The organism is Mucilaginibacter sp. P25, from assembly GCF_050859465.1.
Lineage (GTDB): Bacteria > Bacteroidota > Bacteroidia > Sphingobacteriales > Sphingobacteriaceae > Mucilaginibacter > Mucilaginibacter gossypii.
Window position 1 is genome coordinate 1,270,915 of sequence record NZ_CP193937.1, and the last position, 15,010, is coordinate 1,285,924.

Annotated in this window: 19 protein-coding genes and 1 pseudogene; 6 read left to right on the top strand and 14 right to left on the bottom strand. The window is 41.9% G+C overall.

What is annotated here, in order from left to right:
- Positions 1-2: 2 nt before the first annotated feature.
- The 5 genes from ACRQ5D_RS06650 to ACRQ5D_RS06670 all read right to left on the bottom strand — a co-directional run bounded on the left by ACRQ5D_RS06650 (position 3) and on the right by ACRQ5D_RS06670 (position 6,502).
- Positions 3-1,604, bottom strand: a complete 1,602-nt coding sequence (locus ACRQ5D_RS06650; protein WP_432328586.1) for an ABC transporter permease — start codon at positions 1,602-1,604, stop codon at positions 3-5.
- 142 nt (positions 1,605-1,746) lie between these two features.
- Complete coding sequence (locus ACRQ5D_RS06655; protein ID WP_432328587.1) at positions 1,747-4,113, bottom strand: ABC transporter permease; 2,367 nt, start codon at positions 4,111-4,113, stop codon at positions 1,747-1,749.
- 334 nt (positions 4,114-4,447) lie between these two features.
- Positions 4,448-4,723 (bottom strand): hypothetical protein, encoded by a 276-nt coding sequence (locus tag ACRQ5D_RS06660; RefSeq protein ID WP_091167204.1) that lies wholly within the window; start codon positions 4,721-4,723, stop codon positions 4,448-4,450.
- A 99-nt stretch (positions 4,724-4,822) separates the two neighbouring features.
- Positions 4,823-5,518: an SDR family NAD(P)-dependent oxidoreductase gene (locus tag ACRQ5D_RS06665; RefSeq protein WP_431199292.1), complete on the bottom strand. Its 696-nt coding sequence runs from the start codon at positions 5,516-5,518 to the stop codon at positions 4,823-4,825.
- A 111-nt stretch (positions 5,519-5,629) separates the two neighbouring features.
- Positions 5,630-6,502: an NAD-dependent epimerase/dehydratase family protein gene (locus ACRQ5D_RS06670; RefSeq protein WP_431199293.1), complete on the bottom strand. Its 873-nt coding sequence runs from the start codon at positions 6,500-6,502 to the stop codon at positions 5,630-5,632.
- Between the two features lie 137 nt (positions 6,503-6,639).
- Between ACRQ5D_RS06670 and ACRQ5D_RS06675 the strand changes: the two genes are divergently transcribed.
- From ACRQ5D_RS06675 to ACRQ5D_RS06690, 4 genes and pseudogenes are all read left to right on the top strand, one after another.
- On the top strand, positions 6,640-6,996 hold the full coding sequence (locus ACRQ5D_RS06675) for a TM2 domain-containing protein (RefSeq protein ID WP_223266146.1): 357 nt from the start codon (positions 6,640-6,642) through the stop codon (positions 6,994-6,996).
- A gap of 32 nt (positions 6,997-7,028) precedes the next feature.
- Positions 7,029-8,125 (top strand): annotated as a pseudogene (locus ACRQ5D_RS06680) (Nif3-like dinuclear metal center hexameric protein).
- Positions 8,125-8,868, top strand: coding sequence for a zinc ribbon domain-containing protein (locus tag ACRQ5D_RS06685; RefSeq protein ID WP_090532210.1), 744 nt, complete (start codon positions 8,125-8,127; stop codon positions 8,866-8,868). The pseudogene ACRQ5D_RS06680 and the gene ACRQ5D_RS06685 overlap by 1 nt, the downstream one beginning before the upstream one ends.
- Before the next feature lie 82 nt (positions 8,869-8,950).
- Positions 8,951-9,322 (top strand): DUF2809 domain-containing protein, encoded by a 372-nt coding sequence (locus ACRQ5D_RS06690; RefSeq protein ID WP_091167189.1) that lies wholly within the window; start codon positions 8,951-8,953, stop codon positions 9,320-9,322.
- A 99-nt stretch (positions 9,323-9,421) separates the two neighbouring features.
- Here ACRQ5D_RS06690 and ACRQ5D_RS06695 read toward each other — a convergent pair whose 3' ends face one another.
- The 6 genes from ACRQ5D_RS06695 to ACRQ5D_RS06720 are packed head-to-tail and all read right to left on the bottom strand — an operon-like array spanning position 9,422 to position 11,865.
- Entirely contained in the window at positions 9,422-10,105 is a 684-nt protein-coding gene (locus ACRQ5D_RS06695) for a radical SAM protein (RefSeq protein ID WP_431199294.1), read from the bottom strand.
- Positions 10,051-10,491, bottom strand: coding sequence for a hypothetical protein (locus ACRQ5D_RS06700; RefSeq protein WP_431199295.1), 441 nt, complete (start codon positions 10,489-10,491; stop codon positions 10,051-10,053). The genes ACRQ5D_RS06695 and ACRQ5D_RS06700 overlap by 55 nt, the downstream gene beginning before the upstream one ends.
- A gap of 29 nt (positions 10,492-10,520) precedes the next feature.
- Positions 10,521-10,652 (bottom strand): LuxR C-terminal-related transcriptional regulator, encoded by a 132-nt coding sequence (locus ACRQ5D_RS06705; protein WP_432329726.1) that lies wholly within the window; start codon positions 10,650-10,652, stop codon positions 10,521-10,523.
- 4 nt (positions 10,653-10,656) lie between these two features.
- Complete coding sequence (locus ACRQ5D_RS06710) at positions 10,657-11,163, bottom strand: response regulator (RefSeq protein ID WP_432328588.1); 507 nt, start codon at positions 11,161-11,163, stop codon at positions 10,657-10,659.
- A complete protein-coding gene (locus tag ACRQ5D_RS06715; protein WP_431199296.1) occupies positions 11,129-11,608 on the bottom strand; it encodes a sensor histidine kinase in 480 nt (159 codons plus the stop codon). The genes ACRQ5D_RS06710 and ACRQ5D_RS06715 overlap by 35 nt, the downstream gene beginning before the upstream one ends.
- Positions 11,609-11,646: 38 nt before the next feature.
- Positions 11,647-11,865 carry a histidine kinase gene (locus ACRQ5D_RS06720; RefSeq protein WP_432328589.1) on the bottom strand — a complete coding sequence of 73 codons (219 nt, stop codon included), beginning with the start codon at positions 11,863-11,865 and terminating at the stop codon, positions 11,647-11,649.
- Here ACRQ5D_RS06720 and ACRQ5D_RS06725 point away from each other — a divergent pair.
- Complete coding sequence (locus ACRQ5D_RS06725) at positions 11,857-12,030, top strand: hypothetical protein (protein ID WP_431199298.1); 174 nt, start codon at positions 11,857-11,859, stop codon at positions 12,028-12,030. The two genes, ACRQ5D_RS06720 and ACRQ5D_RS06725, sit on opposite strands and share 9 nt — an antisense overlap.
- Before the next feature lie 174 nt (positions 12,031-12,204).
- Here the strand turns inward: ACRQ5D_RS06725 and ACRQ5D_RS06730 are convergent, their stop codons facing one another.
- A complete protein-coding gene (locus tag ACRQ5D_RS06730) occupies positions 12,205-12,579 on the bottom strand; it encodes a hypothetical protein (RefSeq protein ID WP_431199299.1) in 375 nt (124 codons plus the stop codon).
- Positions 12,580-12,632: 53 nt separating this feature from the next.
- The gene (locus ACRQ5D_RS06735) at positions 12,633-13,004 is read right to left on the bottom strand and encodes a hypothetical protein (protein ID WP_091167176.1); all 372 of its coding nucleotides are present in this window, start codon (positions 13,002-13,004) and stop codon (positions 12,633-12,635) included.
- Between the two features lie 150 nt (positions 13,005-13,154).
- Here ACRQ5D_RS06735 and ACRQ5D_RS06740 point away from each other — a divergent pair, with 150 nt between their 5' ends.
- On the top strand, positions 13,155-14,240 hold the full coding sequence (locus ACRQ5D_RS06740; RefSeq protein ID WP_091167174.1) for a metallophosphoesterase: 1,086 nt from the start codon (positions 13,155-13,157) through the stop codon (positions 14,238-14,240).
- Positions 14,241-14,370: 130 nt separating this feature from the next.
- Here ACRQ5D_RS06740 and ACRQ5D_RS06745 read toward each other — a convergent pair whose 3' ends face one another.
- Positions 14,371-15,009, bottom strand: coding sequence for a LutC/YkgG family protein (locus ACRQ5D_RS06745; protein WP_091167171.1), 639 nt, complete (start codon positions 15,007-15,009; stop codon positions 14,371-14,373).
- Between the last annotated feature and the right edge of the window lies 1 nt (position 15,010).

Genomic DNA, 15,010 nt, shown 5'->3' on the forward strand with positions numbered 1-15,010 from the left:
TTTTATCTTGAAAAAGAAATAAAATCTTTATCAATTCCCTGCGGGTGCACGATAAATGTTTGCCCTGTGGCTTTGCCATCCCAATCATTATCGCCCGAGATGCCGCCGTTGTTAACAATATTTCCGCTTGATCGGGTTACCGCCTCAACACCCGGTTGTTTCAACAGTTCGGCTTTAACAGCATCATAATGATCTTTCATATCGCGCATCCAAAAAGCAAACACATGGCTTTTATCATAGCCTAAATTTTTAGACCGGATGTAATTAAGTTGGCTGGTGATTACGATTGTACCGATAATAAGCACAACCGAAAAGGTAAACTGTACCACTACCAGGATTTTACGGAAAACCACATCGCCAATGCCATTGGATATTTTACCCTTAAGTGCCTTTAAAGGTTCAAAAGATGATAACAGGAGCGCCGGGTAAATACTGGACAATACAAGTGTAGCAGTAATGGTACCCGCAATAACTAACCAGATATGGTAGTTGGAAAGATTAAATACCAGCTGCTTACCCGCAATTTCATTAAATACAGGAATTACGTTATAAATTACCAACACTGCTAAAACCGACGAAAGGATAAACAGCAAAGCTGTTTCTACCACAAACTGCATAAACAATTGTGTTTTTGCCGCGCCGATGATCTTTCGCATGCTTATTTCCTTGGCGCGCAGCATGGCCCGCGCGGTTGAAAGGTTAACATAGTTGATACAGGCAATTACTAATATTACTAAGGCGATAATGATAAAGATATGTACAGTGCTGATCCCCCGGTCGGTACCATCAGCATTATAAAGGTGCATTTTAGTTGCGGGCAGCAAGAGGTAATCGGCATCGGTATCTTCAGGCTTCCGTTTCAGGTGAACTTTATTCAAATCGGCCGATAGCTTTTTTAAAGAAGTACCCGGCTTCAACAACAAATAGGTTTCATAAGCGTAATTGCTGAAATCATGGTTCAGATCAACCTTATTGTTGGTAAACATATATTTGATATGATAGCTCATAGGCATGATCATATCATAATTAATGCTTGAGTTAAGCGGGAAATCATCAATAACGCCCGATACAGTAAAATTCTCTTTATTATCGGCCACAATAACTTTTCCTAAAGCATCTTGATTACCGAAATATTTTTTTGCCGTTCTTTTTGTAATCACTACGGAATTATCGTTCGTAAAAGGCTTTGCCTTGTTACCTTCAATCAGCGGAAAGTCAAAAACAGTAAACAGGGAGGGATCAGCAAAGCCTACCGCCTGCTCGTTAAAAATTTTATCCTGGTATTTAAATAATGAGAAAAACCAGTTATTGGTTATGCGCACCTGATCTTGCACAACGGGCAGTTCCTGTTTGGCCAGCGGCCCCATCGGTGCTACTGTTGTTTGCCAGATCTGCTTGCTGGCCCCTGTACCGCCAAAAAGCTCTACCCGGTAAATATTTGATGCGTTTTTATGAAAGCTATCAAAGCTAAATTCGTCCTGCACCCAAAGCAGGATGAGGATCCCAATGGCGAGGCCTACAGTTAACCCGGCAATATTGATCACCGAATAAAACTTATTGCGGACAAGGTTCCGCCAGGCGGTTTTGATATAGTTTTTCAGCATAAAAATCCGTTTTATTTAATTGTGTGGCATGCAAAACAGTGCCAATATCACAAATAGCTATATATCAAACAATTAAACTCAACCAACAATGAAGTACCGTTCGGATACGGACAGGTGGGTGTTCATTTATGTAACGCAAGCATCACTCAGTTCTTAAGCTCTTAATAGGGTTCACGGTTGCGGCTTTGATAGATTCATAGCCAACCGTAAGCCAGGCTATACCCAAAGCTGACCCCGATGCCAACAAGAATATCAGCCAGCTAACATTAATATGATAAGCAAATCCAGCCAGCCAGGTATTTGCCGCGTACCACGCAACCGGTAATGCTATACAGATAGCTATCAGGATCAACCTGGTAATTCCGGATGATAACAAATAAACCAGGTTAAATACCGATGCGCCCAATACCTTGCGTACGCCTATTTCCCTGGTACGCTGTTCGGCAATAAACGCCGATAAACCGTATAAACCAAGACATGAAATAAAAATGCCTATTGCCGCAAATAGTTTAAAAATATTACCCATCTGCTGCTCTCCATGGTAAAGGCTGGCCATTTGCTGATCAACAAAATTGAAGCTGAAAGGATAAGCAGGACTAATTTCTTTACTCATTTTCTCCAGAGCCTTTATAGTTGCAAAGGTTGCTCCAGGCTTAGTTCGTATAACCACATTACCGCCACCACCTGTTAAAGCAATGATCAGGGGTTCAATGGCCGACTGGGCAGGTTTGAAATTAAAGTCTTTAACCACACCAATAATAACACTGGGTTTATTGTGCAATGTCATCGGTTTGCCAATGGCTGCCGCAGGATCAGTAAAGCCCATCAAGCTCAATAGTTTTTGGTTAATGACACAATTATTTGAATCGGTTTTAATTGATTCGGAAAAGAAACGGCCTGCCAGTAATTTCAATCCGAATAGATGGGCAAAATTTTCGCTCACGTAAATTCCCGGCGTCGGGTTTCCGAGCGTTTTGGGGTCTTTGCCGGGCCATGAAACGTTTGCGCCAGCTCCCACATCTATAGGAAGTTCGTTGGTAATAGCAAAATCACTGGTGAGCGGATTTTGCCGTAGCTCATTTCTCAGCAAAGCTTCTTTATCTACCATGTCACCGTTCATGTCCATATATAAAAGACTGGATTTGTTAAAGCCGGGATTTCTTTCTCGTACAAACTTAAGTTGCTGGTAAATAACTATCGTACCTATCAGTAAAACCACCGAAACAACAGACTGGGTCACCACCAAAGCATGGCGAAAAATTAAATTACCGCCCATTGATTTCACATTCCCCTTAAGCACTTTAACAGGATTAAAACCCGATAAAAACAATGCCGGGTAACTTCCCGATATCACCCCTGTTAATAACGCGATACATAACAGACCAAGCCAAAGATTCGCATCGGCAAAATCAATGGTAAGTTGTTTACCAATCAGCTGATTAAACATCGGCAGGACCAAAACTACTATCCAAAGTGCAAGAAGCAGCGATAAAAAAGCAGTGAACACGGCTTCGCTTAAAAACTGAAATATCAGTTGAAACCTTTGCGCCCCAGCTACTTTGCGCAAGCCAATTTCCTTTGCCCGTCGGGCCGAACGCGCAGTAGCCAGGTTCATGAAATTGATACAGGCAACGGCAAGTATTAAAATAGCTACAACAAAAAACATTTTTAGGTATAGCGCATTACCGTGCCCGGGTAAATCCATCTCTATCGCCGGGGCCATATGGATTTGGGTAATCGGCTGAAGATGGAAAGCGCTCTTCATTTGCGGTTCGTATTTATGGTAGATCTGGAAAATCTGGCTTTCCAGCTTTTTTAAATTGACAGGGCTTGGATCAAAATTTTCATCTAACTGAAGATAAGTATGAAAATACGGCGCTTCCCATTGATATTTTTCAACCTTTGGGTTAGCTCTGTACAATGCTGCTGTTGGCATTACAAAATCAAATTGCATGTGCGAGTTAGCAGGGATGTTGGCTAAAACCCCGGTCACTACCACGTTTTCACTATTGTCTTTTTTCAGAAACTTGCCAACGGGATTTTCATTACCAAAATATTTCACGGCTGTAGCTTCCGTTATTAAAACGCCATCTATTTGCTTTAGAGCTTCTGCACGATCACCTTTTACAAGCGGGAATGAAAATACATCCAGAAAATTGGGATCGGCATAAATTACCCTGTCTTCTATAAACCTTTTGTCGTTGGCTCCAAACAAGTAACTCTTCGTGTTTATACGTACTGCATTTTTCACAGCCGGTAATTGCGCTTTTACCGAGGCAGCCATTGCAGTGGGTGTGCCGGCCATGGTTAAGCCATCAACATCCCAGTTTATACGATATAGTTGTGCCGCATTTTTATGAAACATATCGTAACTCAGTTCGTTTTGTACCCAAAGCAATATCAGGATACTTGCTGCGAGGCCAATTGCCAAACCAGATATATTAATAACGGAATAGGTTTTGTCTTTAATTAAATTGCGGTAAGCGAGTTTAAAGTACGTTCTGATCATGGTTATGTAGGTTTAAGTTTTCCTAACGAAAAGAACAATTTTATTCATCAATATACAGTCCCCAACAGCGTTATGCTATTATACTCACAGATATGTCCCAATAATCTTTTTCAGCACATATTTAAACTAATCAGGCATCGCATTTGTAATATCGGTACAGGTACCATAACATGATATTAAATTTCATGCCACAATATAAATAACTTACAATGAACACATTGAAAGGCAATAAAGGACACTATTGTTCGGAAACGTTACAGCCAGTGTACGGCTTTAAACGGTTAGGTCTGGTTATTAAACTATTACTGAATAAATTACCTGGATAGCAATGCGATCAACCTTCAAAAACCGAAGTTATGATGTTATGGTTCACCAGGATCCGCATCAGCATCTCGACTGAGAAATCGCGGGTTATGTCAATACTGATAAAATCTGTTTCTCCATTTTTCACCTCGCAGGCATCGCGGTCAAAATACAATACCAATCCGCGCATACTGCCCGAGATAATAACAATACGTTCGTTATTAATAAGCTTAAAACTATTGCGCGTGCGCTTGAAAAAGCTGCAAAGGTTTTTAATATGCCGATAGGTAAGTAATGAAATGATCATGCTGTCAGCTTTTAATAATGGTGGCCAGGCGCTGCCTTATAATGATGTCTTTAACAGCGGCAGGCAGCAAACTGTTTAGTAAAACAAGCATCCTGTTTATCATGCCAGGTATAATTTCTTTTTTCCTTTCAGCAAACCATCAATTGCTATACGTGCCACGTGCCCGGGCTCCATAATAGTTGCCTTTGATATGCCTCTAAGCTTATTATTCATTACCAGCAGCTCAGGCTTGGTGTTAATGCCTCCGGGACTAAGCAGGCTGATTTTCACATTTGAGCCCTGAAGTTCCAGCTGCAAACATTTGGTAAAATACCTGATAAATGATTTGGTAGCACCGTAAACCTGCTTTTTAGGCACTACAAACAAGCCGCCCAAGCTCCCTACATTCAATATATAAGAGGTAGTAGAGACATCGGCCTGGGCCAGGAACAGGCGGGTAAGCAGTACAGGTGTAATCACGTTCAGTTCAATTTGCTTTTTATAAAACCCAATGTTCAAATCTTCAAACCACGACCAGTTACCTAAACCCGCATTATTGATGAGTAGGTGGGCCGTAATTTGCTTATCACTAAGGTAATTAAAAATAGCCGGGTAACTTTCGGCAAGGGTTAAATCAATTTCAAGATAACTTACTTTAACCTCAAAATTTTTGCGGATAAACGATGCCAGTTCGGGCAGACCTGAACCCGGCAATGAAACCAGTACCAGGTTTACATGGCGTAATGCCAGTTCAATGGCAAATGATTTGCCCAACCCTTCGCTGGCTCCGGTTATAATTGCAGTTTGATGTACCATGTTCAGGCTTGTTTAAGGTAGTTGATTGTTTTGTGCATCCCTTCGGCAAAGGGGTTATCCGATAACCCAATTGGGTTATAGCCTTATTGCTGCTATACTTTTGATCATACTTTAAACGTTCGGCAAACTCAGGTAAAAAAAGGGGCGTAACCCGGTAAGCTGTGCTTTCAGCTTTTCAAGATGGCTGTAAAATTCGATAGCCTTTAACGGCAGATGAATGAGACGATGTTGTTTACCTGATACCTGATGTACTGTTTTGAAAAAATCATTAAAACTAATATCCTCTCCGCCCAAGATATAGCGTTCGCCGCTGGTTCCATTATTCATAGCCGCAAAATGTCCATCAACCACATCAGTTAAAAAAGCATAATTGGCTACCTGTTCGCCGTTGCCGGGAATAAAATGCCATTTGCCGCGTAAATAGGCCAAAACCATTTTACCCACTGTATTACTTTCGGTAACAGGCCCTTCGCCATATACGCGTGATGGATTTACTGTAACGATGTATATCCCTCCCTGCTTTGCAAAGTTTTGCACCTCCAATTCTGCCAGGTATTTGGTACGCTCGTAAGCAATGGGGAAACCAGCTATTCTTGGATCATTCTCGCTCATGGGATGTTTTACTGTTGGGCCCCAAACACCGCAGGTTGATGTGTAAACTATTTTCTGTACACCGGCACCTGCTGCAACTTCAAGTACGTTACGGGTACCAACAACATTGGTTTCATGGTAATCATCCGGGTTACGGCACCACATTTTGGCCATGGCGGCTGTATGATACACCTGCTGGCAGCCCTGCATTGCCCTGCCCAGGCTTTGCCGGTACATGATATTGCCTGTAACCGGTTCAATATTTTTATGCTTTATTAAATATGGATGATCGGTATTACGGCATAAGGCTTTAACATCATAGCCCTGCATAGCCAGCGATAACGTGAGCTGCCTGCCAATAAACCCTGTTGCCCCGGTTACTAAAACTTTCATACAGGTATTACAACCTCACTATTGTTTACCCCTACGTATGGAAAAGAATTTTTAAATCATTTTTTAACCTATAGTTTTAATGCGGTAAATATTTAAATTTGGCTTATTACTTTTTAATAAGCCTTACCTATATGAACATGTACCAGGACCCACATAGTACGTTTGCCGGTTTTTCGCCAGAAGAGTTGGGATTTTTACAGCACGCCACCCCCGATCTGACAGAAAGCCAGAAAAAATATTTTTACATGGTTTATAGCAATAAGCGCAAAAACTCGCAGGATATATTGTTATTTACCTTGCTTGGTTTTGTAGGCTTTGCCGGCATTCAGCGCTTTGTATTAGGCCAGATTGGGATGGGTATTGTTTATTTACTAACAGTAGGCTTTTGCTGGATTGGCACCATTGTGGATTTGATCAACAATAAGTCGATAACTTTGGAGTATAATAAGAATATGGCTTATGAAAGCTACCAAATGGCTAAAATGAGCAGCTAAACAAAGCCGTTATTTATCTCTAAAAAAACTTAATGAAACTATCTGCCCTAACCGCTTACCTTGAAAGCCTCGCGCCACTTAATTACCAGGAAGATTACGACAATTCTGGCCTGATAGTTGGCAACCCGGAGCAGGAGGTAAGCCAGGCCCTGATCTCGCTTGATTGCACCGAAGCTGTGGTTGATGAAGCCATCGCCACCGGCTGCCAGGTGATCATATCTCACCACCCTATAGTTTTTAAAGGGATCAAGAAATTCAACGGTAAAACTTATGTAGAACGCGTGGTTGAAAAAGCTATCCGTAAAGGTATTGCTATATACGCTATTCACACCAATTTGGATAGCATCATGACCGGTGTTAATGCCCGCATCTGCGAAACTTTGGGTTTAAAAAACAGCCGAATACTGCTGCCCAAACATAACCTGATCAAAAAACTGGTTACGTACGTTCCGCTAAACCATGCCGACACTGTACGTGATGCTTTGTTTGCAGCAGGTGCAGGCAATATTGGTAATTACAGCGAGGTTAGTTTTAATGCAGAGGGAACAGGGACATTTAAAGGCAATGATGCCGCAACCCCTTATGTGGGCGAAATTGGCAAACGCCACAAGGAAGATGAGATCCGCATTGAAACGGTATATCCGGCCAATTTGGAGAGCAAGATCCTGATGGCGCTGATCCTGGCCCATCCGTATGAAGAAGTTGCCTATGATCTTTACAATTTAACCAATCAGCACCAGCAGGTAGGCTCGGGTATGATAGGCGAGCTGGAAATGCCGCTTAATGAAGAAAGTTTCCTGTTTCATGTAAAGGATAAGATGCGCACGCATGTGATACGGCATACTAAATTATTAGGCAAACACGTTAAAAAAGTAGCTGTGTGCGGCGGTTCGGGAGGCTTTTTGCTAAAGCATGCCATAGCCGCAGGAGCCGACGTTTTTATCACGGCCGATTACAAGTATCATGAGTTTTTTGATGCCGAAGGAAAGATAGTTATTGCAGATATCGGACACTTTGAGAGTGAACAATTTACGCAGCAATTATTGTATGAAATAATTAGAAAAAATTCCCTATCTTTGCCGTCCGTTTAACAGAAGTAAATACAAACCCCGTCAAATATTTTATTTAATGGAACAAACCGTAGAACAAAAGCTTAAAGCTTTATACGAACTACAAACTATCCACACCAAGATTGACAGGATCCGCCAGGTAAGGGGCGAATTGCCAATGGAAGTTGCCGACCTTGAGGACGACGTTGCAGGCCTTGAAACCCGCATCCAAAAGATCAAAGGTGAACTTGACGATGTGGAAGATGACATAGTTACCCGTAAAAACCTGATCAAAGAAGCTCAGGCGAACATCAAAAAATACGAAGGCCAGCTTAACGAGGTTAAAAACAACCGCGAATATGATGCAATCTCAAAAGAAATTGAGATCCAGGGCTTAGATATACAGGTAAGTGAAAAGAAGATTCGCGAATACGGCTTCGAAATCACCAACAAAACCCAGGTTTACGAAAAAGCATTGGCCGATCTGGAAGCCCGCCAGGCCGACCTTGACGCCAAGAAAGAAGAATTAGGCACCATTACTGCCGAAACTGAAAAAGAAGAGACCGAATTAAATGCCCAGGCTGCAAAAGCTATGGACAACATCGAAGAACGTTTATTAACTGCTTACACCCGTTTACGTCAAAACGCTAAAAACGGACTTGCAGTTGTAACTATCCAACGTGATTCATGCTCTGGTTGCTTTAACCAGATCCCTCCTCAGCGCCAGTCAGACATCCGTCAGCGTAAAAAGATCATCGTTTGCGAGCATTGCGGACGTATCCTTGTTGACGAGCAAATGGCTTTGGAAGCTGAAGAAGCATAAGCAACCATTTATAAAGTTAAATATATCAAAGGCACCCAATGGGTGCCTTTTTTGTTGCATTTATTTAGCCGATATTTATTGTATGTCTAAAACCCGGATAACCTATTTTATATTATCAATAGCAACCATTATCTTCGGCTTGCTATCCCGCCATTTTAAATTTATCCCTTTATTTATTGGCGATATTTTATGGGCTGCTATGGTTTACTTTATCATGAGATTTCTGTTTATTACCAAAACTATCAGGTTCAATGCTATTGCGGCTTTGCTGTTTTGCTTTGCGATAGAGTTCAGCCAACTTTATAAAGCGCCATGGATAGATGACATCAGGAACACACTGTTTGGCAGGCTCGTTTTAGGTGAGGGTTTTTTGTGGAGCGATTTGTTGTGTTATGTTATTGGGGTGGGGATAGGTGTTGGAGTTGAAAAGCTTTTATTCACACGGAGCCGATAGCCCTGGAAACTTTAAACCTTATTTGACTATTAACTTTAAACCACTTACGTTCTAAACTGTATATACAAGATTGTAAAAGAGCGTCGAAAGAAATTCCACTTAAAACATACTCGTCTGCTTCCCTTTCCTCGGCACAAATAAACTATAGTCATATTCGGGCATTTGCCTATCGCCCATAAAGCGTTTGCAAGCCATTTTAAACATCTGGTGAATGGATTCGGCTACCTTGCCCTCGCCGCTCATCCTGCGGCCGTAATCGCTGTCATTTAGTTTACCATCATGCGTCGCGCGGATCATATTCAGTACCTTTTCGGCACGGTCTGGAAAAGCTTTGTAAATCCAGTCGCTGAAAATCTCGGCTATGCTGCCGTTGAGCCTCACCATGGTAAAACCGGCGGCTAAAGCGCCTCTGTCAGCGGCGGCTTTAATGATATTAGGCACTTCATTACTGTTTAACCCGGGAATGATCGGCGCTGCCATTACCCGTACCGGGATGCCTTTTTCCGAAAGCTTTTGAACTACCGCCAAACGGCCTGTTGCTGTTACAGTGCGCGGCTCAAGTTTCTGCCTCAGTTGCTCATTAAGGGAGGTGATGGATATGTTTACATGTACCAGGTTCAGCCTGGCCATATCTGTAAGCAAATCGATATCCCGCAGTATAACGTTGTTTTTAGTGATGATACTAACCGGATTTTTATACTTCCAGAAAACCTCCAGCAGGGCCTGGGTTATCTTAAGCTTCCGTTCAACGGGCTGATAGCAATCGGTATTACCGGAGAGCATGATACAAACCGGCTTATAATTTTTTTGTTGAAATATTGCTCAAGCAGCTGGGGGGCATTGGGTTTAATAATGATCTTGCGCTCAAAATCGAGCCCGGCGCTAAAGCCGTAATATTCATGGCTGTTACGGGCATAACAGTAAATGCAGCCATGCTCGCAACCCTGGTACGGGTTTATGGAGTACATATGGCTCAGGTCGGGACTGTTGGATTCGCTTACAATTTTTTTGGGCGTTTCTTCAAAAAGCTGCGTGTTGCTATTTTCAAGCAAAGGCTCGTCAATACCCTCGATATGATCAAGTACATACTTGTTTTTCAGAAACTTATTGTGCGTATTTACCTGCGCCCCTCGTCCTTTAAAAAAATCCGGATTTTCCTCATGTGACATTGAACAAATTTGCTAAATTTATTAGCAAATTACAATTCAATCAGTTTATTTTTTATGCTATACAAAACCAGCCCTACGCGGCTTTTAATCTGGAGTTTTTCAAAAAGCTGGTCGCGATAGCTATCAACGGTGCGCACGCTGATGTTCATGGTTTCGGCAATTTCTTTATAAGTAAGCTCTGTGCCGGTAAGACAGAAGGAATTCTATTTCGCGCGGGTTAAGCTTGATGTTCTCTAACTTGCTGTTAAAGTTGGTAATGAGATGGCGGGTTACAAATTCCGGATAGTAAAGCTCTCCCTGCGAAACCTTCAAAAGGGCCTCTTCAACTTCATAAGGCTCCGAATCTTTAAGCAGGTAGCCTTTAACGCCCATTTTTACCATGAGCAGTACCTTTTCGGCATCCTCAAACATGGATAATATGATGACCCTAACGCCGGGATATTTTGCCCTGAGCACTTGCGCGGCTTCAACGCCATCCATAACCGGCATACTGATATCCAGCAGTATAATATCAGGAACTATGCCTTTGCTTATCGTGTCTATTAGTTCCTGCCCGTTTGCGGCCTCAAATAGTATGTTGTATCTTTTAAAATTGGAGACAAGAGCAGCCATACCGCTCCTGAAGAGTTTATGATCATCAACTAAGGCTATTTGAATGGGTTCCTTTAGCATAAATTTGTTGTACCAGGGGATTGAACGACAATTTTATCTGGCAACCCTTACCAGGCGAGCTGGCAATAATTACGTCCGCGCCTACTAAAGCTGCCCTGTTTTCAATGTTACGCAATCCCGAACCGCCCTTATTATCAACCTTTTCGGCATTGAAACCAGCACCATCATCTTCGATGAGCAAATTAAACATTTGTGCAGTATAATACAAACCGATTTTAAGGTTAGCTGCCTTAGCGTATTTCAGGGTATTATTGACCGCTTCCTGGAAGATCCGGAATATCACCAGTTCGCGCTGCTCTCCTAAACTATATACATCACCTTCAACCTCAAAAATAACATTGATGATACCACTGCGGGTTAAACGTTCGGTTTCGGTTTCGAGGGTTTTTATAAGTCCCTGCGAACTGATATGCTCAAAGCTCATGCTTTTTGAAAGGTGCCTCAAATCATTAATGGTTTGCGAAACCAGTTCGCGGTTCTCATTTACACGGGCTTTTTTTCGTCATCAAGGCTATTGTTAAGCAGGCCCAGGTTCAATTTTACAAATGACAAAACCTGCGTGATATTATCATGGATCTCACGGCTTATATCGTTAAGCGTTTGCTCCTGAATCTCTATCTGCGTTTTAAGCATCTCCTGCTTAAATGAGGCTTTAAGGTTTTCGCGCTCAAGCAGGTTTTTGTTCTGCTTTTTTTGGTACATGAGCATAAAGCCGATAATGAATACACCAAGCAGCAGTATGAAGGCGGAGCCCGCTATTATAACGAGGATAACCTGTTCTTCCTGAAAGAGCATATAAAGGCTATTGAGAATAAAAAATTCAATGCAAAAGTTGTTAGGTTAAGCAGCGTTGCTGCTATCAAATAGAAATGATAATTATTTCGATACACCATATAACCAAAACATGAGTAAAAAAATGTTGTGGATAAGTAATAAAAAAATACGCCCGTTAATGCCAGGAAAGGGGGTGGGTTATCAGCTCAATATACTCGTCACTATCATTGTTCAGCAGGCGATAGTAATAATCGCAAATCATCCATATCAGAAAAAGATCTTGTAAAAGGGTAGCTGCAGTTGCTCTTTTCCATATCCCCCTTGTACAAATAAGATATCCAGTATCGATAACAAGATAACTACGCCGGCACCTATATAAACCTTCTTTCGTCGTCCAATACGCTCATCAAAGCCTTGTATAAACCATGTAAAAAAGGCAAATAGCAGTATGTCTTCAATATTATTGCACCACGCGTTTGAATGATAAATATTTAGCCAGCCAAAAATGTTCACAAAATCGTAAACAAGCAAAAAGCTCAACAAGGGCAGTAGTCTTTTAAAGTTCTTGTCAAGCCCTTTATATGTAAAAAGGCAGCATACAAAAGCCACCACATCCATTACATAGTAAAAATTCTCCAGCATGAATGCTAAAATAACATATATACTTTAGCATTCATGAAACTGATTAATTTATTCTATCCCTGGCACATTGGCGGACATTCCCTTCCGCTGCTTAAAGCTGCAAGGCCGCTCACAGACAGGTTTGCTACCTGATCACTTTGTATCGCATCAATATGCTCATCTTTACCTGCTCCGGCAACAGTGCCAACTATAGCAACCGACGTTTGGTGCGGCGCATTACTATGATCGGCATCATGAACTCCGAAATGTAACCTTACACCTGTGGCTTCAGGAGGTAAATTATTAACAAACTCCTTTAGCTTATCAATCGAAATCCATGTCGATTCCGTATCATTAACCTCATGATGTTTGTCAATAACCGCTTTTCGGGTCTGCTTATAGCGAGCCACCATTTCCCTGGCTGTTTTTAAGTCAATAGGTTCCATATAATTTAGGGTGTCTTTAAATCAGGCCTAATCTAACTAATTATAATAAAACAACCTATCCGTTATTTCACTGTATTACATCCCGTTTAAACACGGTAAAAGTAACTGTCAACTTACAACACAATACACTATATCATACGTTAAAAAGTCATGCGCAAGTTTTTACAAAAACTGTTAACTAAGCCGGTTGCCCGGTTGGCCGACAGGCTCTCATCACGACCGGATAAGAAGCGGGTTAACAGATCACTGAACCGGTTATACAAAAGCCTGCTAACCGGGTCGGGTAAAAAAGGCCTTATAATACCTTTCGACGCAGAAAAAGGTAAATTCATTATCTTTTCTGATCAACACAAGGGCGCCCGTGATGATATGGACATTTTCGCCCTTGCCGAGAAGAACTACCTTACAGCACTTGATTATTACTACAGCCAACCATTTTTCTACATCAATCTTGGCGACAGCGAGGAGCTTTGGGAAAACTTGTTCATCACCATAAAAAAGCACAACAAAGCCACATTTGAAAGCGAAAAACGGTTCATACAACGTAAAGAATTCATGAAAATATTTGGCAATCATGATCTGTTTTGGGACAATGACCCTTTAGCGGCAGTTGGATTAAAGCAAATTTATGATGAAGTAATTAAGATCTATGAAGGAGCTGTACTACAAACAACAGTTAATGGTAAACCACTAAATATATTCATGACGCATGGCCACCAGGGCGATTTGCAAAGCGATGGCAACTGGTTCAGTAAATGGTTTGTATCCAATGTATGGGCACCTTTCCAGGCATATCTGAAGGTAAATATCAATACGCCGGCAAATAATGACCTGCTTAAAACAGATCATAACCGCATTATGTATGAATGGAGCCAGAGGCAAAAAAACACGCTGCTGATAACCGGGCACACACATCAGCCGGTATTCAGGTCATTAACCCACCTCGAAAAACTGTATAACGATATAGCGAAAGCGAGGAAAGCAGGAAACGATAAACTGGCCGATGAGCTAAATAAACAGATCGTTAACCGGCAAGTGAAAGGTGATGTGGCTCCCGATTTTAGCGCATGCCACCCAAGCTATTTCAATAGCGGCTGCTGTTGTTACGATGATGGCGATATAACAGGCATCGAAATCTCAGATGGCCACATCCGCCTCGTTAAATGGGAATACAACAAGCTAAATCAAAGTGAACGAATAGTATTAGAGGGATGTGGTTTGGAAGAGCTGTTTTGAGGAGAGCGGTGAAAGGTTAAAGACGAGAAGGAACAGCAATCAGATGGCGCAAAAATCAGATCAATCTCTAATCGAAAAATCGCACTTCAGAAAAAACCAACCAAATCATTGTAATCAAAAAAATCAGCGGTCAGCCTTCCAGCATAAAAACAAAAAGCTCTTTAGGGCCGTGGGCGCCTAATACCAGTGTTTTCTCAATGTCAGCGGTACGGCTTGGGCCGGTTACCGTGCTGATCATGGATGGCAGTTGGTTGCCATATTTGGTTTTGATGAGTTTAAAACCATCTTTCAAGTCCATAACCATTTGCGAAGTATAAGCCAGTACAATATGCACCGATGGATAGATGCTTAACCTGCGGCCGGCCATATTACCGTTTGAAAGCAGGATGCTGCCGTTACGGGCAATCAGAGCCTCGCAAAGAGTAAAACCAACTTCGGCTTGTTCAAAGTCTTTATCGGTTTCGTAGTGCGGGTATTCAAACTGGTTCAGGATCTCCTGCAACTTAGGTTCCCAGCAGTAAATTTTGTGCCATTTACGTTCTTCGGCAAGGGTAAGCAGGTTTTCAATAAATTGCAGCTCATCCTCACAAAAAACAAACTGGCCTGCTACGTTGGTAAACTGTTCGGCGAAGACCACCTCGGGCATTTCATCCGTTGCAGGATAAAGGGGTTGGTCTTCCAGTTGAGGGTATGGATTATCCCTTTTCTCCAAAAGTGCTTTCCTGATTTTTTTAAGCAGTTTTTCTTTTGATGTAGTGATATCCCTCATG